Here is a 19,531-nt window from a genome sequence, read left to right as displayed (position 1 = left end):
TTCGCTCCCACAGGTTGTGCTTATGTCGAGTCGTCCTGCGCGGCGACACCGAGCGCGAGGCGCTGCTGCAGGCTGACCGCCAGCAGCGCCTGGGCGCCGACGTAGGTCGAGAGCACCACGATCGACCGCAGGGGATCGGGGATCTCAAGCACGAAGAGCCCGAGGCCGAGCACGAGGTCGCTCACCATGAAGAGCAGCCCGCCGAAGAGCCCCGGCACGTCGATCGCGGCGAACGCCGCGACCGCGGCGATCACGAGCGCGTACAGGACGACCGGCAGCGCGAGCGGGCCTGCGCCGATCGCGATGATCGCGCCGGCGATGAGGCCGACGATCGCGTAGGCGATGCCGGCCGGCCCCCACGCGAGCGAGCGGCGCCGGGTGGGCCACAGCGCGACGAGGTACGCGACGTGTCCGAGCAGGAACATCCCGAGCAGCACGATCGTGAGGTCGGTGGTGGCGCCGAGCCCGTCGCCGAGCCCGCAGAGCACCGCCGCGGCCACGTGCCAGCGGCCGACCGCATGGCGCAGCGCGCCCACCGCGATGAGCGCCAGCCAGATGGGCGGCAGCATCGCCCACATGAGCACGAGCCGCAGCTGCTCGAGCAGCCCGGCGTCGCCGAGGCCGAGCGCGAGCAGCGTGGCGGCGGCGAGGTTCACGGCGAGCAGCGCGCCCGCGATCCAGAAGCCCAGCCGCAGCGGCCTGGGCAGCGGCATAGCGGACATGGGCATCATCGTTCCACGAAGCGCCGGCCGCCGCGGGCGCGCCGGGCCGTGTCGCCGCGACGTCGGCGGTCGGTGCCAGAGTGGGCGACGTGCACGACAACCCGTTCCGGCCCGGCTTCGGCATCTCCCCGCCGATGCTCGCGGGGCGCGACGCGCTGCTCGACGAGTGGCGCGAGGTGCTCGGGCTCGGCGCCTGGTCGCCGTTCCGCGCAGCGCTCGTCACCGGCATGCGCGGCGTCGGCAAGACCGTGCTGCTCAACGCGCTCGAGGACGAGGCGCGCGCCCGCGACTGGACCGTCGTGCATGGCACGCTGCACGTCGGCCTCATCGAGGTGCTCGAGCACGACCGGCTGCCTGCGCTGCTCGAGGAGCAGGATCCGGAGGCGTTCTCGCGCGAGTGGACCGGGCTGACGCTGCCGCAGATCGGCGGCGCCACCACGCAGATCGTGCCGCACTACCCGCGCGAGCCGCGGCTCGAGAGCATGCTCGAGCGGCTCGTCGAGCTCGCCGAGGCGCGCGGCGCTGGGCTGCTGATCTCGCTCGACGAGGTGGCCGCGTCGTCGCTCGACGAGCTGCGCCGGATCGCCATCGCGGTCCAGCACCTGCAGCGCCAGGACCGCCGGGTCGCGATCGTCGCCGCCGGGGTGCCTGCCTCGATCGCCGCCGCGCTCGACGCCGACGGGCTCACCTTCTTCCGTCGGGCGCAGCAGGTGCGCCTGGACACCCTCACGCTCGCCGAGGCCCGCGCCGCGATCGGGGTGCCGGTGCGCGAACGGGGCCGCACGATCAGCGAGGCAGCCCTCGACATGGCGGCGCGCGCGAGCGAGGGGTACCCGTTCCTCGTCCAGTCGATCGGGGCGCGCGCGTGGGAGTACCAGCCGAGCGTCACCGAGATCGTGACGGATGCCGTGCAGCACGCGGTGCAGGTCGCGCACGCCGCGATGGGCGAGAGCGTGATCGTGCCGGCGCTGCGCGGCCTCTCGGGCCGCGACCGCGACTACCTCATCGCCATGGCGGAGGACGACGGACCGGCCTCCACGATCGGCGTCGCCGAGCGGATGGGTGCGACGGCCGGCAACGCCGGGCGACAGCGGGCGAGGCTGCTCGACGCCGGCATCATCGTGGCGCCGGAGCGCGGACGCGTCGACTTCGCCATCCCGCGCATGCGCGAGCACCTGCGCGCGCATCCGCGCGACGCGCAGCTGGGGCTGCCGACCGCAGCACGCGAGACGTTCCGCGACCACTCCGGCGCCACCGAGGAGCCGGGCGGCGAGCGCGGGCGACCGGCCGTCGGCTAGCATCGCTTCGTCAGGCGCCATGCGCGCCGGGTCTCGAGAAATGGGGCCACGCGGCAGCGCGCGACACACATGGACCCCATCGACGAGGTTCCGTGCAGTGCCGCCGAGCCTCCCGTCTCCTCTGGAGCACCCCATGCCTGACGCCACTGCCTCCGTCTCCGCCGCGATCGCGGCCGAGCTCGAGCTGCACGCCGCCGATGTCTTCGCCCTCATGGGCAACGGCAACGCGTGGTTCCTCGACGCCGTCGTGCGCCGAGGGGCCATGACGCTCACCGCGGTGCGGCACGAGGCCGCGACGATCGCCGCGGCCGACGCCTATCACCGCGCGAGCGGCAGGCTCGCGGTCGCCTCGGTCACCTACGGCCCCGGCTACACGAACGCCATCACGCCGCTCGCCGAGGCGGCGCTCGCCCGCATCCCGCTCGTCGTGGTGGTCGGGGACCGGCCGACCGGGGGCGCGCGCCCGTTCGACGTCGACCAGGCCGGCATCGCGACAGCGGTCGGCGCGCCGACCATCGTCGTGGGACGCGGCGACGCGCGGGCAGCAGCCCGGCGGGCCGTCGAGACGGCGCTCGCCGAGCGGCGCCCCGTCGTCCTGGCGATCCCGTACGACCTGAGCCACGCCGACCTCGAGGGCGACGGGGAGGCGGCGACGGAGCACGCGTCGGTGACGCCGTTCGTCGCGCTCGACGCCGAGCAGCTCGCGGGCGTTGCCGAGCGGCTCGTCGCGGCCCGGCGCCCGCTGCTGCTCGCCGGCCGCGGCGCCCACCTCGCCGGCGCCGAGGAGGCGCTGCGCGCGCTCGCCGCGCGGCTCGGCGCACGCACGGCGACGAGCGCGCTCGGGAGCGGCATCTTCGCCGACGCATCCCGGCACCTCGGCATCTGCGGCGGCTTCGCCTCGGAGCGCGCGGCCGAGGCGATCGAGCACGCCGACGCGGTGCTCGTCGTCGGTGCGAGCCTCAATGCCTTCCAGACGCGCTTCGGCGACGCATTCGCCCCCGACGCGCACGTGATGCAGGTCGACATCCTCGACGCGCCGTCCAACCCCCGCGTCGACGAGCTCGTGCGCGGCGACGCCCGGCTCGTGGCGCAGGCGCTGCTCGCGCTCATCGGCGCGGGGGAGACCGGCGACGAGAGCGCCGCCGCTGGCGACGCCGGCTGGGGCGAGGCGGGCTTCGCGGAGGTCGCCGGGATCGGCGCGGAGCGCGAGCCGGGTGACGACCTGGCCGCGGACGGCCGCCTCGACCCGCGCAGCCTGTTCCACGCGCTCGAGCGGGTGCTGCCGGAGGATCGCGTGATCGTGCAGGACGGCGGCCACTTCATCGGCTGGGCGCCGACGCACCTCTCGGTCGCCGACCCCGAGCGCCTGCTCATGGTCGGCACCGCCTTCCAGACGATCGGGCTGGGGCTGCCGAGCGCCGTCGGTGCCGGCGCCGCGCGGCCGGAGTCGACGATCGTGCTCGTGACCGGCGATGGCGGCGCCCTCATGGGGCTCGCCGACCTCGACTCGGTCGTGCGCACCGTGCGGCGCGGCATCGTGATCGTCTGCAACGACGCGGCCTATGGCGCCGAGGTGCACCAGTACGCCGTGCGCGGCGTCGCCGAGGAGCCGATGCTCATCGAGCAGGTCGACTTCGCCGCGCTCGGCCGCGCGCTCGGCGCGGAGGCGGCGGTCATCGAGCGGCTCGAGGACCTCGCGCAGCTCGAGGCGTGGCTCGCGATCGGCGCCGACGGCGTCTTCGTCGCCGACTGCCGGATCAGCCAGCGGGTCGTCGCGCCCTACATCATCGAGGTGCGCGAGGCGGCGATGCGGGCAGCCGCCCGCTGAGGCCGGGCGCCCAGCGCGTGGCTCCCGTGCCGCCTTCGCCGGCAGAGTGTCGGGTTCGTGCGCGATGGTCGCGACACTCCCGCAGCGAGTCGACACTCGTCGGCGGTGCCGGGGCGGTCAGCCGGCAGAGCGTCGGGGGCGGGCTCGAACGTCGCGACTCAGCGCTCGGGCGCGTCGCCCAGCTCGAGCAACCTGCGGAAGAGCGACAGCACCTCGTCGGGCAGCAGCGGCTCGGCGACCGTCACGTCGCAGCGCGTCTCGACGGTGACGCGCCAGGTCGGCGCATCCGGCAGCGCCTGGCCGTCGAGCTCGGCGAGCCGTCCGGAGGCGACGAGCGTGTCGAGGTGGTCGCGGTCGTCGCCGGGGATCACCTCGAGCTCGAGCACCGCCGCGCGCGTCCGCCCGAGCATGCCGCCGGTGCGGGCGACCCGGATCGCCTCGTCGGGCGATGGCGCGTCGGCCGGCGCGTCGCCAACGCCCACGGCGGCCCACGCATCGCGGACCGCGCGCGTCTCGGCCGCGTCGTCGCCGTAGCGGGCGACGGCCGCGTCGACGGTCGCGGTCGCGAAGGCCGCGAAGTCGGCCGTCGCCGAGAGCCCGCCGGTGAGCGCGTCCATCCAGATCCGGCCCGGCGCCTCCCACGCGTGCCCGCCGATCGCGGTCGCGACGAGGTGGAACGCCTTGTTGGGGATGCCGGAGTTGATGTGGACGCCGCCGAGGTCGTCGGTCGTCACGACGAAGTCGCGCATGTGGCCGGGCTGCGGATCCTTGCCGAGCACCGGGTCGTCGTAGGCGGTGCCGGGCTCGGCCATCGAGCGGAGCGCGACGCCCTGCACCTGCTCGGTGAAGACGCCGGCGCCGATGAGCCAGTCGGCCTCGTCGGCCGTCTGGCCCAGCGCGTGCTGCTTCACGAGCGCGCCGAGCACGTCGGCGATCGACTCGTTGAGCGCGCCGGGCTGGTCGCGGTAGACGAGGTCGGCGGTCGACGAGATCACGCCGTGGCCCAGCTCGTGGCCGATGACGTCGACGGCCTGCGTGAAGCCGGCGAACACCTCGCCGTCGCCGTCGCCGAAGACCATCCGCTCGCCGTCCCAGAAGGCGTTGTCGTAGCGGGTGCCGTAGTGCACCGTCGCGAGCAGCGGCATGCCGGCGTCGTCGAGCGAGTCGCGGCCGAACGCGTCGTGCAGCATCCGCCAGGCGAGCCCCAGCCCGTCGAAGGCCTCGTCGGCGGCGGCATCGCCGGTCGGCGCGTCGCCCTCGCCCCGCACGGCCGTGCCAGGGAGCGTCGTCGTGCCCTTCGCGTCGCTCACCGTTCGATTCGGCACCGCCCCGTCCGGCACGAGCGTCGGGCGCTGCTCGGCCCTGGCAGGTCGCGCGGTCGCCGCGCGTTCGGCGCGCACGCCTCGCTCGACGCGGATGCCGCCGTCGAGCCGCAGGGTGCGCTCTGCGACCGCGGCGGCGGCGCTCGGCGTCGCGGCGATCCGCTCGAGCAGGAACGGCGGCACGATGCCGTGCCGCACGCGCGGTGCGGCGATCGCGTCGTCGATGACCGGCGCGATGAGGCTCGACCAGACGAAGTAGCCGGCGGCGGAGGGGTGGAAGCCGTCGGCGGCGTGCAGAGAGGGCTCGAGGATGGCCGGCGTCGGCAGGTGGATCGTGCGCGGCACGTCGGCGGCCACGCGCTGCAGGGCGTCGTCGAGGCTGCGGGCGTGGCCGCCGATCAGTGCGCGGATGGGCTGCGGCAGCCACTCGAACGTGTCGATCTGCGGGGCGCCGGCGAGCCCGATGACGCCGCCCGGGGCGACCTGCTGCTCGAGCCCTGCGACGATGGCGCGCACGCTCCGCTGGAAGGCGCCGCGCCCCACGAGCTGCAGCGCGTCGTTCGCGCCGACGAGCAGCAGCACGACGTCCCAGGGGCCGTCGTCGACCGCTGGCAGGTGCCGCTCGAGCACCTGCGCGGCGTTCGAGCCCTCGAGGCCCTCGATGCGCCACTCGACGCGCTGCCCGCGGCGGCCGGCGAGGCGGCGCGCGGTCTGCACCGCGAGCGTCTCGTCGAGCTGCTCGGCGCCGACCCCCGTCGCGGTGGAGTCGCCGATCGCGAGCAGCCGCAGCGGATCGCCGTCGCCCTCGCCGACGACGCCAGAGCGCGTGCCCTGCGGCTCCGGGAGCCAGACGAGCTCCGACTGCAGCGCCTTCCCCTGCCGCAGCAGCACGGGCGCGAGCGCGAAGGCCGCGGGGCGCGCGAGTCGGTGGATGGTGCGCTCGGCGCGCCTCGACGCCGAGGCCGCGGTCGCCCCGATCCATGCTGCGATGCCCATCAGCGACCTCCGCTCGTGCGATGCCTGTCGTGCCCCGTCGCGCCCGGTGCCGGGGCGCCGGAGCGTGGTGGCCGATCGTACTCGCGGCCGCTGACCGCAGCCGATGCGCGTCAGCGGCCGAGCCGCATCCGCACGTCCATCGCGTCGCCGACGCCGATGCCCTCGGCCCGCTGGACCGCGACCTTGAGCGGCAGCAGGTAGCCGCCCTCGCGCGGGAAGAGCGAGGTGGTGAACGTCGTGGTGCCGATCGTGGCCTCCACCGGGATGACGCCCCAGCCGTAGGTGAGCTCGCTCGCGCTGCCGTGGATCAGCTCGGACTCATCGGGCGGCACCGGCACGAAGACGAAGGGCGCGGGGCCGCGCCACTCGATCGCGACGGCGGAGAAGTCGAGCTCCATGCCCGCACGCTACCGCCTGCGGTCCGCGCCAGATCGGGCCGCCGTCGGCGCCGATAGCCTGGTCGGATGCAGAAGCAGGCCGTCATCAGCATCGCGACCGTCGTCGGCGCGCTCCTCCTCATCGTCGCGGTCGCCCTCGCGGTCGTGCGTCCGTGGGAGCGTCCCGAGCCCGCCGCTGAGGCCGCGAACGTGGCCGTGGTCGACGAGAGCACGCACATCCTCGACGACGCGGGGGAGGGCGCGCCCGTGCTGGTCGAGTTCCTCGACCACGAGTGCCCGTCCTGCGGTCAGTTCCACCCGATCGTGGAGGACCTGCGCGAGCGCTACGCCGGCGAGGTCACCTTCGCGGTGCGGTACTTCCCGCTCGCGATGCACCCGAACGCCGTGCCGGCTGCCCTCGCCGCGGAGGCGGCCGCGCAGCAGGGATCGTTCGAGGCCATGCACACGATGCTCTTCGACCGGCAGCAGGAGTGGGCGGGCACCGACGGGGCCGCTGCCGGGTTCCGCGGCTACGCCGAGGAGCTCGGCCTCGACCTCGAGGCGTACGACGCGGCGATCGCCGATCCCGAGACGCTCGAGCGCGTGCAGCTCGACGCGGACGCCGCCGCGGCGCTCGGCGCACCGTCGACGCCGACCTTCTTCGTCGACGGCGAGATGCTCGAGCTGCAGCGCTACGAGGACGTCGAGCTGGCACTGCAGGCGGCGCTCGAGGGGTAGCCGCCGCGTCGCTCGCTCACCCGGGCGTGACGATGAGCGACAGCTCGTGCGCGCGCTCGCCGACCACGGTGCGCAGCACGGCGTCGGGGAACCGGGCGTACTTGCGCCGGTACTCGGCGTCGACGAGCTCCTGGTCGAAGTGGTCGCCGGGCTGGAACACGGCATCGTGGTCGACGCCGCCCGCACTGATCCGACCGCGGCCTCGCCGCAGCGCCCGCCGGTACCATCCGTTGTCGGCGCCGTAGGCCGAGCGCACCAGCACCACGCCGTGCAGCGCGACCGACCAGATGGTGATCGGCGGGCTCAGCGTGCCGTCCGAGCGGCGGGAGGCGATGCGGAGCTCGTCGGCGGCGGCGATCGCCGCGAGGTCGTCGGGGTCCCAGGGCGCGCTCATGGCCACATCATGGCCCCGCGCGGTCGCGCACGACAGGGGCGATCGCGCCCCTCGCGCGCCGGTGCCAGGATGGCGGCGTGCGACGTCGTGCGAGTGGGCCGAGGACGCGCGCGGCGCGGTCGTCGGTGCGCGTCGCCCTGAGCGTCGTGCTGTGCGCAGTGCTGGGGGTCGCCGGCTGCGCGACCGCGCCCGCCGAGCCGGATCCGGTGCCCGAGTCCGCCGCGCCCGGGACCGCGGTGCCTGAGACCCCGGTGCCCGCCGCGACCGTGCCGGTGCTGCTCGAGATCGTGCAGCTGCGCGGCGACGTCGCGGGCGGCTTCGTCGAGCTGCGGGTCACGAACGAGGGGACGGACGAGCTCGTCATCGATCGCGCCGCCTACGACTCGAGCGCGTGGAGCACGCCGATGACCCGCGTCGACGAGGCGCGCATCCCGGCCGGGGCGCGTCGCAACCTGCGCCTGCTGCTGCCCGAGCCCACGTGCGAGGCGGGCCCGGTCGAGCACCGCGCGACGCTCGAGCTCGCCGACGGCAGCGTCGTCGAGGGCGAGCCCCAGGACCCGCTCGGGCAGCTCGACGCGCTCGACGACCGCGTGTGCGACGTGCGGGCGTTCGCGCGCGACGTCGCCCGCCTCGCCTGGCTCGCCCCGGACATCCCCGCCGACGGCTCGCGCGAGGCACTGCTGCGGCTCGAGGTGTCGCCCGCACCGGGCGCCGGCGAGCGGCTCGGCAGCATCGACGAGGTGGCCGCGACGGTGCTGCTCACGCCGACGGATGCGGAGGGCGGTCGCCTCGAGGCGCAGCCGGTCGCGCTCGAGATCGTCGCGGGCGCCGCACCGACGGTGATCGAGGTGCCGCTCGCGCCCGGCCGCTGCGACCTGCACGCCGTGGCGGAGGACAAGCAGGGCACGATCTTCCGGATCCGCGCGACCGCCGCCGGCGAGCCCGTCGACCTCCTGGTGCCCGTGCCCGACGAGCAGCGCGACGCGCTGCTCGGGTGGGTCGTCGCGCGCTGCGCCGGCTGACGACAGGGGCCTGTCGCGCGCGAGTGCCCCGGCGTACCGTCCGGGGTGGAGCGCGCACGGCTGAGCGGCTCGAGCTCATGCGCGCGAGAGTGGGGGCGACCATGGCTGGAGCATCCGGCAGCGGCGAGGAGATGCAGACGGGCCGCGTGAACCGCGCCGAGGGGCGCACGATCGTGTGGGCGCAGGTCGAGCCGGACGTGGCCGACTTCGATGGACCCGCGATCCTCATCGCGGAGGTCGCAGGCGACGCGGAGGACCCGGACGACTACGAGGACGGCGCGAGCTTCATCCCGTCGAACGCGTTCCACGGCCTGATGGCGACCGGCAAGAGCGCCTCGGGCTTCGCCGGTTCGCCGCCGGCGCACGGCGTCATCGGCCGCGGCGGTCGCAAGTCGGGCTCCGGTGTCGTGGGGCTCGGCGGCGGCGTGCCCGAGCCGGATTCGGCGGGTGAGGGCGGCATCGGCGTGCACGGGCTCGGCGGGTCGCAGGCGGTCGTCTTCCCCGACCCGGACACCTCGCCGGGCGCGGGCGTCGTCGGCCAGGGCGGCAGGCAGTCGGAGCGCGAGAACACCGCGCGGTCGCTGCACGCGGCAGGCGTCGTCGGCCTGGGCGGCGGCACCGGACCGGCGCACGACGACCTGCCCGCGCATCCACTGGCAGAGACGGGCGGCATCGGCGTCTACGGCAAGGGTGCAGACGCGACGGTCGTGCAGGTGCAGACCTTCGACGAGACCGGCACTGCCGGGCCCGTCGTGGCGAGCGGCCCGGCGGTGCCCGGCGCCGGCGTCGTCGGCCGCGGCGGGGTCAGCGACGAGCCGAGGATGCCCGCGGCGGCAGGGGTCGTCGGGGTGTCGGGTGCGTCGCCGGTGCCGCCGATCTCGGCGACCGGCGACGTCGGCGTGGTGGGCCAGGGCGCGAGCGGGGCGGGCGAGCGCTCGATCGGCGTGCTGGGGCGGAGCGCCGACGGCCCGGGCGTGCGCGGCACGTCGTCCGACAGCCGCGGCGGGGTGTTCGAGTCGGCACGGGCGGCCCAGCTGCGGCTCCTGCCACACCAGGCGGGCCGCGTCTTCGGGCCGACGACCGCGTCGTCGCCCCGCGAGTTCCTGGCCGAGCGCGAGGGCGAGCTGCACCTGCCCAAGCGGGGCGCAGCCGGCGACATCATCGCGGTCGTCGACGACGACGGTGCGTGCGCGTACTGGTGCTGCGTGCGCGGCGAGGGCGCGGGACCCGCGCGATGGGCGCAGATGCTGCTGGGTGCCGCGTTCGACGGCGACAGCTGAGGGCGCTGCCGCGGCTCAAGCGCGCGGGCTGGGCCGCACGGTGAGGGTCTGCATCGCGTGGCCCACGTGCCCGCGCTCGTCGTGCAGGTCGGCGGCGGTGATGCCCTGGCCGCTCGGCCCGAAGGCGACGGTGGTGTCGAGGCCCACCCAGCGGCCCTCCGGCTGCCGCAGCAGGTGCACGGTGAGGTCGAGGTTGGGGAACATCCACGCATCCGGGGTCGCGCGCACGGCGACGCCGTTGACGACGTCGACGAGGCCGAGCCAGCGCGCGAGCTGGCTCGCCGCCTCGCCGTCGAGGAGCTCGAGCGGGCTCGACACCCACGCGGTGCTCCTACCCGGCACCGCGTCGCCCGACTGCCGCAGGTCGAGCGACCGCACGAATCCGCCGCCCCAGGCGGGATCGAACGTGGCAGGACGCGCCAGCTCCGGCGGCGGCAGCTGCGCAGCCGCCCCGCCCTCGACCGCGCCCGTGTCCCCGGCGACGCTGTGCCACGCCCGCGCGACCGCCACGTCGCGGCCGGCGATCGATGCGGTGGCCTCCGTGAGCTCGATCGTGCGGCCGGGCCGGCGGGTCTCGACGCGCACCGCGATCTCGTCGAGTGCGAGGAAGCCGAGGATGTCGAACGCGATCCGGCTCAGCACGAGCGGCGCTCCGCCCGAGGAGGAGCGATGCTGCTCGATGGCGTGCGTCAGCAGCCCGCCGAGCGGCGCGAAGTGCAGCTCGCCCGGCTGCCATGCGCCGCCGGCGTGCTCGCTCGGCAGGTAGCGGTCGCCGCCGAGGGCGGTGAGGTAGGCGGTCATGCGCCCTCAGGGGGATGCAGCAGCAGGTCGGCGAGGTCGTCGAGGTAGCGCTCGAGGGGGACCGGAGCATCCGACCCCCAGCGCACCCACGCCCGGCCGTCGCGCACGACGAGCGGCCCGGCGCCGTCGACGAGCGACGCGTCGAGCGTGATCGACTCGATGCCGTGGTTCACGGTCTCGCCCATCGGGAAGCCGCCCTGGATCGCCGCGGCACGCCAGGCGCGGCGCTGCTCGACGGATGCGGTGTGGTGCTGCGGGCGGCCGGGCTCGGTCACGCGGGTCGAGACGCCCGTCCGCCAGACCGAGCCGACCGCCTGCACGAGCAGCGCGCCGAGCCGCCATGCGCGGCCGAGCGACCGCATCCGCGGTCGTCGGGGGATGCCGAGCACCGGCTTCGGCTCGACGTGCTCGGCCAGCGCCTCGTCGCGCGCGCCCGCCGCCGCGAGCCGCTCCGCGATCGACCGCAGCGCCGTGCGCGCGAGCTCGATCGCCGCCGCGTCGTCGGGGTGCACTGCCACCGTCGCATCGTACGGCGAGCGCTCGAGCCGGGCCTCCACACCCCCGCGGTGGGCTAGCGTGCTCCGTGCGCCGCCGGGCCGGCGCGAGGAGGGGGATCCCGATGGTGGGACGACGGGACGCGTCGACATGAGCCGGGAGCGCGAGCTCGACCTGACCCTCTTCGGCGCGACCGGCTTCGTCGGCCGGCTCGTGGCGGAGCACCTCGCGGGCGCGGCACCCGGAGGCACGCGGATCGCGCTCGCCGGGCGCTCGCGAGCGCGGCTCGCGGCCGTGCGCGACGGGCTCGGGCCGGCCGCCACGGACTGGCCGCTCCTCGAGGCGAACAGCGCGGACCCGGAGAGCCTCCGGGAGCTGGCGCGGCGCACGCGCGTCGTCGTCAGCACCGTCGGTCCCTATCAGCGGCACGGGCTGCCGCTCGTCGAGGCGTGCGTGGCCGCGGGCACCGACTACGCCGACCTCACCGGCGAGGTGCTCTTCGTGCGTGAGCTCATCGAGCGCTGGCACGAGCCGGCACGCGCGAGCGGCGCCCGGATCGTCGTGTCGTGCGGGTTCGACTCGGTGCCGTCCGACCTCGCGGTGCATCTGCTGCACCGGCGCGCGACGGCGGACGGCGCGAGCGGCCTCACGGACACGACGCTGCGGGTGCGACGGCTCTCGGGCGGGATCAGCGGCGGCACGATCGACTCGATGCGGCTGCAGCTCGCGCGCGCCCGGGACGACGCCGCGCTCCGCCGGGTGCTCGCGGATCCCGCTGCGCTGAGCGCCGGTGCGCGGGTCGCCTCGGGTCAGCCCGACGTGCACGTGCCATTCCTCGACGCCGCGACGGGGGAGTGGGATGCGCCGTTCGTGATGGCCGGCTACAACACCCGGCTCGTGCGCCGCTCCGACGCCCTGCTCGGCGGCGCGTACGGCGAGCGCTTCCGCTACCGCGAGGTGCTGCCGACGGGTCGTGGGCTCGGCGGCCGCGCCCGGGCGACGGCGATCGCGGCCGGGATGGGGGCGCTCGTCGTCGGCATGGCGACGCCGGGTGTGCGCAGCCTCATCGACCGAGCGCTGCCGTCGCCCGGCGACGGGCCGTCCGAGGAGCGCCGCCGCTCCGGATCCTTCGCGATCGAGACGACGACGCGCACCGAGGGCGGACGACGACTGACTGCCACGGTCGCGGCGCAGGGCGATCCGGGCTACGCCGCGACGTCGGTGATGCTCGGCGAGGCCGGCCTCGCGCTCGCGGTCGACGGCGAGCGATGCAGCGCGGAGGGCGGCATCCTCACCCCGGCGGTCGCGATGGGCGACGTGCTCGTCGAGCGGCTGCGCGCGCAGGGGTTCACCCTCGAGGTGCGCGCCGCGTGAGCGGCGATCCGTCAGCAGGGCCTGATGCCTCTAGTCTGCGCTGGTGGAGGACCGCCTGGACGACGTGCTCGCGCAGCTGCTCGTCGAGCCGGACGCGGCGCTGCGCGCTGCGCGTCGAGCGCTCGTCCAGCGCGTGCGGTGGCAGGGCGACCCGGCGCTGCGCCGCGAGTTGGCGGAGCACTACCGAGCGCTCGGTGCCCTCGACCAGGCAGCTCGGTGGGGGATCGTCGAGACCGGCTGGGCGAGGGCGAGCGAGCTGCGAGCGCTGCGCCTGACGCTGATCGCGGAAGGACCCTCCGCGGTCCGCGACTATCTGGGCCTGCGCAGGGACGACCCCGTGCCTCCGGCGGTCGCGGACCTCGCGCTGCCGCCGCAGGATGCCGACCGCAGTGACGCTGACGGGTGCCTGTCGCTCGTGATCGCGCTCATCGCGGGCGCCTGGGCGCTCGGCAGCCTCCTCATGGCGCTGCTCGACATCGCGCGCGGCGATCGTCCGCAGACGTGGATGCTGGTGAGCGGGCTGGTGGCGGCCGCCTGCTGCGCGCTCGCGGTGTGGGGCATCGCGCGCGCGGAGACCCGCTTCACGACGGCACGCGACGCCGCGATCTCGGACGCCGATCGGGCGGCGATCGAGCGACTGCAGGGGCGGGAGCGCAGGACCGCGGAGCGTGCCGCGGTCGGCACCGCGATGTGGGCGGGCAGTCCGCTCGGCGACTCGGCTCGATCCCGGCAGTGGCTCGTCGACGAGGCGCGCCGCTGGGGCGACCGGGCCGGAGCCGCCCGGTGGGGGCTCCTCGTGGAGGGCCTGTCGACCGGTCCCGAGCGGGATGCGCTCGTCGCCGTGCTGCGCCGCGGCGACGACCCCGTCGAGGCGCTGGCGCGGCTGAGCCGCAGGCCTTGGGATCTGCCCTTCTCGCGGGACGAGCTCGACGTGCTGCGACGGGCTGGCGCGGATGACGCGCGCGTCGCCGCGTTCCACACCGTCGACGCTCCGCACGTGCGCATCCGCTGGCTCGGCCGGTGCAGCGCGCCGCTCGCGATCGCTGCCGTCGCGCTGCCGCTGGTCGCCGTCGTAGTGGGAGCCCTCGTCGACGACCCGGTCGCCGCGGTGGCCGCGCGTGCCGCGCTCGTGGCGGTGCCGACGCTGCTCTCGGCATCGCTGGTCTGCGCACTCGCCGGGGACGGTCAGATCTCCCGGCGTGCGATGCTCGGCCTCACGGCGGCCGGGGTCGGGCTCTCCGCGGTCGTGGCGGTGAGCCTCGCACGCTGACCGCCGATGCGCGAGCCAGGCGTCCGCCTACAGCGGGACGATGCCGGTGTCGCCGAGGTCGGGCTCCCCGTCGGTGACGAGCCCCTTGACGAGGTTGACGGCGGTCGCGACCTTGCCGGGGGAGTCCCAGTACTCGGCGGTCGACGCGGTCACCTCGAGCAGGCCGTTGTCGGGGTCGTCGGGCGTGCCCGACATGAAGATGCCGGCCGACGCATCCCACAGCTCCTTGAGCTTCTCGCGGTCGTCGACGTAGCGGGCGGTGCCCGCGAGCGACACCCAGCCGCTCTTGCCGGCGTAGTGCACGTTGACGCGCGGGTCGGCCTCGATCGCGGCCACCTTCGAGGTGCTGCGCTCGGTGATGAACCAGACGGTGCCGGGTTCGGTGAAGTCCTGCGTGCCCATCGGCGTCGACACGAGCCCGCCGTCCATCGAGAGGTAGGCGAGGGAGGCGATGCGCGTCGAGCGCATGATGTCGGCGATGGTCTTGAGCTGCTCGTCGTATGCGGTCATGGGGCTCAACCTGTCACGACCGGCTGGGCGAACGCCGTGCCCACCCGGCTCCGAGCGAGCCGCGGCTAGGGTGCTCCGCATGACGACCTTCGAGGACCGCGTGCCCACCGTCGAGGAGCAGCGCGCGGTCGCCGAGGCGGTCGGCTGGCTCGACCACTTCGACTGGGCGACGATCGGCGGCTCGCTCGACCGCTCGCTGCACGGCGTGGTCGCGCGGCAGGGCGACGCCGTCGTGGGCGTCGGCAGGCTCGTGGGCGACGGGGTGCGCTACTGCTACGTGCAGGACGTCATGGTCGACCCGGCCGCGTCGGAGCAGGGGATTGCGACCCAGATCGTCGAGCGTCTGCTCGACTGGGTGCGCGCCGCGGCGCCGGCGGAGGCGGTCGTGGGGCTCTTCGCGAGCCCGGAGGCGGTCTCGGTCTACGAGGGGCTCGGCTTCCGGGCGGCGGACGGCGACCCCCTCGGCATGACGCTCAGCGTGCGCGGCTGAGCATCGCCTCGCTGCGCTCCCACAGCAGGTCGACGAGCATGTCGGCGTGCACGAGCGGATTCGTCTGGTCCGGCGTCGCGGGGTACCGCTCGGTGTAGAAGGTGCCGGGCTCCCACGTCGTGCCGGGCCTCCCGTCGGCGAAGAACGTCAGGTTCTCGCCGCCCTGTTCCGGCGAGATGAGCAGCAGGCGCGCGAGCGGCGTGCGGTAGACGAAGCGCAGGATGCTCGTGCTGCCGGTGGCGAAGCTCGTGCGCACGTTGCCGGGGTCGAAGGCGACCGCGCTGATGCCCGCATCCCCGTACCTCGCCTGCAGCCCGCGCGCGTGCAGGATGTTGGCGAGCTTGGCGTTGCCGTACGCGCGATTGGGGCCGAACGAGCGCTCGCCCTCGAGGTCGTCGATGTCGAAGCGCGCGAGTCGACGCGCCGCCGAGCTGGCGGTGTTCACGACGATGCCCTCGCCGGACTGCAGCGCGGGCAGCAGCAGCTGCGTGAGGAGGAAGGGCGCGAGGTGGTTGACCTGGAAGGTCTGCTCGTGGCCGTCGACCGTGAGGGCGCGTCGGCCGAGGATCGCGCCGGCGTTGTTGGCGAGCACGTCGACGCTGTCGGTCGTCGTGAGGAGGTCGCGGGCGAGCGCGCGCACGTCGTCGAGCTTCGCGAAGTCGGCGACGAAGTGCTCGGCCCCGAGCCCCTGCGCGACCGCTGCCGTCTTCTCGGCGGAGCGTCCGACGAGCAGCAGGCGGTGCCCGCGCTCCGCGAGCTGTCGGGCGGCGGCTGCGCCGATGCCGTCGGAGGCACCGGTGAGGACGATCGTGCGGGAGGGCATGGCGGTCACCCTACGGCGCTCGGCTGGGGCGCTTGGCTGAGCGTCCGGTGTGCGTCGCGACGGCTCGCTAGAGCGGTTGGGGTACAAGGAGTAGCGTCGCGACTCCCCATCGATCGGAGACGACATGTACTTCCACCTGCAGCAGCTGATCAACCCCATCGAGCAGGACGAGCCGGATCCCGCCGCCGCGAACGCCCTCCAGGAGGGCCTGGGCGGGCAGTTCGGCGAGATGCGCACGATGATGCAGTACCTCTTCCAGAGCATCAACTTCCGCGGCCCCTCCGGCAAGCCGTACAAGGACCTCATCCAGGGCATCGGCACCGAGGAGATCTCGCACGTCGAGCTCATCGGCACGACCATCTCCCGGCTGCTCGACGGCTCGCCGCGCTACCAGGGCAAGCCCACGGATCCGGTCGACGAGCCCGGCAAGCGCGGAGCGACGCCGCTCAGCATCGCCGTCGACCACAGCAACATCCACCACTACCTCGTCGGGGCGCAGGGCGCGCTGCCGGTCGACGCGGCCGGCAACCCCTGGCTCGGCAGCTACGTCTACAACTCGGGCAACCTCGTGCTCGACCTGCTCTACAACCTCATGCTCGAGTCGACGGGTCGGCTGCAGAAGTGCCGGCTGTACGAGATGACGGCGAACAAGACCGCGCGCTCGACGATCTCGTACCTGATCGTGCGCGACCAGGCGCACGAGAACGCCTACGCGAAGGCGCTCGAGACGCTCGGGGTCAACTGGCGCACCTCGCTGCCCATCCCGAAGACCAACGCGGAGCAGTTCCCGGAGGTCAAGCGGCTGCTCGACCTCGGGCTGCAGAGCAAGCAGTACTCCTTCGACCTCGGCGACCAGTCGGAGGCCGGCAAGATCTTCCAGGGCATGTCGCCCTCGAACGACGGCACCGAGCTCGACGCGTCGCAGCAGGCGCCGCAGGGCGCGCCCCTCGACATCGCGCCGGAGCGGCTCGAGGAGTTCGCGCCGGGTGCCGACAAGGAGCTGCGCGCGCTCATCGAGGCGACGGCGGCGATGGAGATGGCGCAGATCGACATGGACTTCGGCCCGATGAAGTCGTCCTGACGCTCGCGGACGGCCGCGGCGTGGCGCGCCGCGGCCGTCGTGCGTCCCGCCACTAGCGTGAGCGCATGTCACGCGCCGCAGCAGAGCGCGCGTGAGGCGCACCCGCACCCGCCTCGCGCGCCGGATCGACGTCGGCGACCTCGCGTTCCGGGTCGCCACCGACGTCCGTGCCGATGCGGCCGACCTGCCGACGATCGTGCTGGTCCACGGGATCGGGATGTCGAGCCGGTACTTCGCGCGACTGCACGACGCGCTGCTGCCGCACAGCCGGGTCGTCTCGCTCGACCTGCCGGGGTTCGGCGCGATGCCCCGGCCTGCTCGTGCTGTCGACGTCGAGACGATGGCGACCGCGCTCGCCGAGGTCATCGCGTCGCTCGACGCCGGACCGGCCGTGCTCGTCGGGCACTCGATGGGCACCCAGTGGGTGGTGGAGCTCGGCCGCCAGCGGCCGGACCTGGTGTCGCGCGTGATCGCGATCGGCCCGGTCGCCGATGTGGCGCACCGCTCCGCCGCCGCGCAGGCGCGCGCCCTCGCGGTCGACACCTTCCTCGAGTCGCCCGCGACCAACTGGATCGTGTCGACCGACTACCTCCGCTGCGGCGTGCCCTGGTACGTCGCGCAGCTGCAGCCGATGCTGACGTACCCGATCGAGGAGCGGGTGCGGGAGCTGACGATGCCGCTGCTCGTCATCCGCGGCGAGCACGACCCCATCGCCAGCACGCGGTGGTGCCGGCTGCTGCGCGACAGCGCCCCCGTCGCGTCGCTCGTGCACATCCCGCTCGGGCCGCACAACGCGCAGCGCTCCGCGCCCCGGGCGGTCGCGGCGGCGATCCTCGCCCACGGCTGATCGCGAGACTCGCGTCTGGCACGATCGATCGAGTGAGCGCCTCCGCATCGTCCCAGCCCGTCGCCCCGCCCGATCTCGAGGCAGCCGCCGAGCTCTGGCGGGCCTACGCCGCCGCTCGGCCGGAGGCGGTCGCGGCGTCGCCCGAGCACACGGTCGAGCACTTCGGCGACTCGGAGCGGCTCGCCGACGCACTGCTCGAGATCGTGCTGGGCGGCCGCAAGCGGGCGACGGCAGAGCTCGTCGCCGACTTCCTGGCCCGCGGTGACGACGTGCCGCGGATCGGATCCCACTGGATCGCGTGCAACGGCCGCGGCGTGCCGACCATCATCATCCGCAGCGTCGAGCTGCGCATCGGAACGTTCGGGAGCGCGGACGCCGCGTTCGCTGCCGACGAGGGCGAGGACGACGGCTCGCTCGAGAGCTGGCGACGCGAGCACCGCCGCTACTGGCAGCGCACCGCTGCCGCCCGCGGCGCCGAGTGGTCTGAGGACGACGAGATCGTGTTCGAGCGGTTCCGCGTGGTCTGGCCGCCGGAGCACGCCGACGCCTAGCCGACGAAGTCGGTGAGCGCCTCCACCAGCCGGTCGACCTCGTGGTCGTCGTTGTAGGCGGCGAGCCCGACGCGCAGGCCGCCGTCGACCTCGAGGCCCAGCGCCCGGAAGGGCTCGTAGGCGTAGAACGAGCCGGCGGGCGCGAGGATGTGACGGGTCGCGAGGGTGCGGTAGGCGTCGGCCGCGTCGCGGTCGCGGAAGGTGACGAAGAGCGTGGGCGTGCGCTCGGCCGCGACCGAGTGCAGCGTGACGCGATCCCCGAGCGCTGCGAGGCCGTCCTCGATCCGTCCGCGGAGCCGGCGCTCGTGCTCGTCGATCGCGTGGTGCGCGGCGAGGATCCGCTCGCGCCGGGAGCCTGCGTCGGGCGCGAGGCCCGCGATGAAGTCGACCGCGGCCGTCGCGCCTGCCATCAGCTCGTAGGGCAGCGTGCCGAGCTCGAAGCGCTCCGGCACCGCGTTCGTCGACGGCAGCAGCTTGTCGGGCGCGAGCGTCTCGAGCAGCGCGGGCGACGCCACGAGCGCGGCGCAGTGCGGACCGAAGAACTTGTACGGCGAGCACACGAAGAGGTCCGCGCCGAGCGCCGCCACGTCGACGGCGGCGTGCGCGGCGAGGTGCACGCCGTCGACGTGGACGAGCGCGCCGACGTCGTGCGCGCGACGCGCGATGCGAGCGACGTCGGGCTTCGTGCCCAGCAGGTTCGAGGCGCCGGTGACGGCGACGAGGCGCGTGCGCTCGGTGACGACGTCGTCGAGCGCATCCAGGTCGAGGTCGGCGCTCGCCGGGTCGAGCTCGAGCCAGCGCACCGTCGCGCCCACGGCCTCCGCCGCCTGGATCCACGGACGCACGTTGGCATCGTGGTCGAGCCGCGAGACGACGACCTCGTCACCCGGGCCCCAGGTCTTCGCCAGGTGGCGCGAGAAGTCGTAGGTCAGCTGGGTCGCGCTGCGTCCGTAGACCACGCCCGCGGGGTCGGCGGCGAGCAGGTCGCCGATCGCCGCGCGGAAGGCGGCGACGGCATCGTCGGCATTCCGCTCGCTCGCGGTCACGGTGCCGCGGTTCGACAGCGGTGCGGTCAGCGTGCGCGCGATCGCCTCGCCGACGACGGCGGGCGTCTGCGTGCCGCCCGGGCCGTCGAAGTGGGCGATCCCGGATGCGAGCGAGGGGAACTGCGCGCGGAGCGCGGCGACGTCGAAGGGCATGGGACTCCTCGGGGTGGGGCGGTGGACCGCGGCCAGGCTATGGGACGAGCGGCGGGACGCTCCTCCAGCGCCGGTGGAAGGCGCTCGGGCGCGCCTCAGCGGCACCCCATGCG

General features: G+C 74.8%; 20 protein-coding genes. 11 read left to right on the top strand and 9 right to left on the bottom strand.

Features of this window, described 5'->3' with window-relative positions:
* Nucleotides 1-20: 20 nt before the first annotated feature.
* On the bottom strand, nt 21-722 hold the full coding sequence (locus ABIB37_RS12655; protein ID WP_354260896.1) for a lysoplasmalogenase family protein: 702 nt from the start codon (nt 720-722) through the stop codon (nt 21-23).
* Nucleotides 723-811: 89 nt separating this feature from the next.
* On the opposite strand from ABIB37_RS12655, the gene ABIB37_RS12650 reads away from it, so the two are divergent.
* Nucleotides 812-2,020, top strand: coding sequence for an ATP-binding protein (locus tag ABIB37_RS12650; protein ID WP_354260894.1), 1,209 nt, complete (start codon nt 812-814; stop codon nt 2,018-2,020).
* 133 nt (nt 2,021-2,153) lie between these two features.
* Nucleotides 2,154-3,848: a thiamine pyrophosphate-binding protein gene (locus tag ABIB37_RS12645; protein ID WP_354260892.1), complete on the top strand. Its 1,695-nt coding sequence runs from the start codon at nt 2,154-2,156 to the stop codon at nt 3,846-3,848.
* A 158-nt stretch (nt 3,849-4,006) separates the two neighbouring features.
* Here ABIB37_RS12645 and ABIB37_RS12640 read toward each other — a convergent pair whose 3' ends face one another.
* Together ABIB37_RS12640 and ABIB37_RS12635 are read right to left on the bottom strand one after the other, a co-directional pair.
* A complete protein-coding gene (locus ABIB37_RS12640) occupies nt 4,007-6,166 on the bottom strand; it encodes a protealysin inhibitor emfourin (protein WP_354260890.1) in 2,160 nt (719 codons plus the stop codon).
* Between the two features lie 110 nt (nt 6,167-6,276).
* Nucleotides 6,277-6,564, bottom strand: a complete 288-nt coding sequence (locus tag ABIB37_RS12635) for a DUF1905 domain-containing protein (RefSeq protein ID WP_354260888.1) — start codon at nt 6,562-6,564, stop codon at nt 6,277-6,279.
* Between the two features lie 66 nt (nt 6,565-6,630).
* Between ABIB37_RS12635 and ABIB37_RS12630 the strand changes: the two genes are divergently transcribed.
* Nucleotides 6,631-7,281: a DsbA family protein gene (locus ABIB37_RS12630; RefSeq protein ID WP_354260886.1), complete on the top strand. Its 651-nt coding sequence runs from the start codon at nt 6,631-6,633 to the stop codon at nt 7,279-7,281.
* Between the two features lie 16 nt (nt 7,282-7,297).
* Here ABIB37_RS12630 and ABIB37_RS12625 read toward each other — a convergent pair whose 3' ends face one another.
* A complete protein-coding gene (locus ABIB37_RS12625; RefSeq protein ID WP_354260884.1) occupies nt 7,298-7,675 on the bottom strand; it encodes a DUF2255 family protein in 378 nt (125 codons plus the stop codon).
* Between the two features lie 77 nt (nt 7,676-7,752).
* On the opposite strand from ABIB37_RS12625, the gene ABIB37_RS12620 reads away from it, so the two are divergent.
* Complete coding sequence (locus ABIB37_RS12620; protein WP_354260882.1) at nt 7,753-8,697, top strand: hypothetical protein; 945 nt, start codon at nt 7,753-7,755, stop codon at nt 8,695-8,697.
* Nucleotides 8,698-8,798: 101 nt separating this feature from the next.
* Nucleotides 8,799-9,977, top strand: coding sequence for a hypothetical protein (locus ABIB37_RS12615; RefSeq protein WP_354260880.1), 1,179 nt, complete (start codon nt 8,799-8,801; stop codon nt 9,975-9,977).
* 15 nt (nt 9,978-9,992) lie between these two features.
* On the opposite strand, the gene ABIB37_RS12610 is transcribed toward ABIB37_RS12615, so the two are convergent.
* Both ABIB37_RS12610 and ABIB37_RS12605 read right to left on the bottom strand, forming a co-directional pair.
* A complete protein-coding gene (locus tag ABIB37_RS12610; protein WP_354260878.1) occupies nt 9,993-10,778 on the bottom strand; it encodes a thioesterase family protein in 786 nt (261 codons plus the stop codon).
* Complete coding sequence (locus tag ABIB37_RS12605) at nt 10,775-11,296, bottom strand: hypothetical protein (RefSeq protein WP_354260876.1); 522 nt, start codon at nt 11,294-11,296, stop codon at nt 10,775-10,777. The genes ABIB37_RS12610 and ABIB37_RS12605 overlap by 4 nt, the downstream gene beginning before the upstream one ends.
* Nucleotides 11,297-11,423: 127 nt before the next feature.
* Here ABIB37_RS12605 and ABIB37_RS12600 point away from each other — a divergent pair, with 127 nt between their 5' ends.
* Together ABIB37_RS12600 and ABIB37_RS12595 are read left to right on the top strand one after the other, a co-directional pair.
* Nucleotides 11,424-12,647 (top strand): saccharopine dehydrogenase family protein, encoded by a 1,224-nt coding sequence (locus tag ABIB37_RS12600; RefSeq protein WP_354260874.1) that lies wholly within the window; start codon nt 11,424-11,426, stop codon nt 12,645-12,647.
* Between the two features lie 43 nt (nt 12,648-12,690).
* Complete coding sequence (locus tag ABIB37_RS12595) at nt 12,691-13,917, top strand: hypothetical protein (protein WP_354260872.1); 1,227 nt, start codon at nt 12,691-12,693, stop codon at nt 13,915-13,917.
* A gap of 27 nt (nt 13,918-13,944) precedes the next feature.
* Here the strand turns inward: ABIB37_RS12595 and ABIB37_RS12590 are convergent, their stop codons facing one another.
* Complete coding sequence (locus tag ABIB37_RS12590) at nt 13,945-14,427, bottom strand: pyridoxamine 5'-phosphate oxidase family protein (protein WP_354260870.1); 483 nt, start codon at nt 14,425-14,427, stop codon at nt 13,945-13,947.
* A gap of 79 nt (nt 14,428-14,506) precedes the next feature.
* On the opposite strand from ABIB37_RS12590, the gene ABIB37_RS12585 reads away from it, so the two are divergent.
* Nucleotides 14,507-14,917, top strand: coding sequence for a GNAT family N-acetyltransferase (locus tag ABIB37_RS12585; protein WP_354260868.1), 411 nt, complete (start codon nt 14,507-14,509; stop codon nt 14,915-14,917).
* On the opposite strand, the gene ABIB37_RS12580 is transcribed toward ABIB37_RS12585, so the two are convergent.
* Complete coding sequence (locus ABIB37_RS12580; RefSeq protein ID WP_354260866.1) at nt 14,901-15,740, bottom strand: SDR family NAD(P)-dependent oxidoreductase; 840 nt, start codon at nt 15,738-15,740, stop codon at nt 14,901-14,903. The genes ABIB37_RS12585 and ABIB37_RS12580 overlap by 17 nt on opposite strands.
* 124 nt (nt 15,741-15,864) lie before the next feature.
* On the opposite strand from ABIB37_RS12580, the gene ABIB37_RS12575 reads away from it, so the two are divergent.
* From ABIB37_RS12575 to ABIB37_RS12565, 3 genes are all read left to right on the top strand, one after another.
* A complete protein-coding gene (locus tag ABIB37_RS12575) occupies nt 15,865-16,821 on the top strand; it encodes a manganese catalase family protein (protein ID WP_354260864.1) in 957 nt (318 codons plus the stop codon).
* Nucleotides 16,822-16,912: 91 nt separating this feature from the next.
* Nucleotides 16,913-17,668 (top strand): alpha/beta fold hydrolase, encoded by a 756-nt coding sequence (locus ABIB37_RS12570; RefSeq protein ID WP_354260862.1) that lies wholly within the window; start codon nt 16,913-16,915, stop codon nt 17,666-17,668.
* A gap of 32 nt (nt 17,669-17,700) precedes the next feature.
* Nucleotides 17,701-18,219, top strand: coding sequence for an ASCH domain-containing protein (locus ABIB37_RS12565; RefSeq protein ID WP_354260860.1), 519 nt, complete (start codon nt 17,701-17,703; stop codon nt 18,217-18,219).
* On the opposite strand, the gene ABIB37_RS12560 is transcribed toward ABIB37_RS12565, so the two are convergent.
* Nucleotides 18,216-19,418 (bottom strand): cysteine desulfurase-like protein, encoded by a 1,203-nt coding sequence (locus ABIB37_RS12560; protein ID WP_354260858.1) that lies wholly within the window; start codon nt 19,416-19,418, stop codon nt 18,216-18,218. The two genes, ABIB37_RS12565 and ABIB37_RS12560, sit on opposite strands and share 4 nt — an antisense overlap.
* Nucleotides 19,419-19,531 lie beyond the last annotated feature (113 nt).

The organism is Agrococcus sp. UYP10, from assembly GCF_040547205.1.
Classification (GTDB): domain Bacteria; phylum Actinomycetota; class Actinomycetes; order Actinomycetales; family Microbacteriaceae; genus Agrococcus; species Agrococcus jenensis.
Note: the sequence above shows the minus strand (reverse complement) of the source record. Positions and strands in the feature narration are given on the sequence as shown.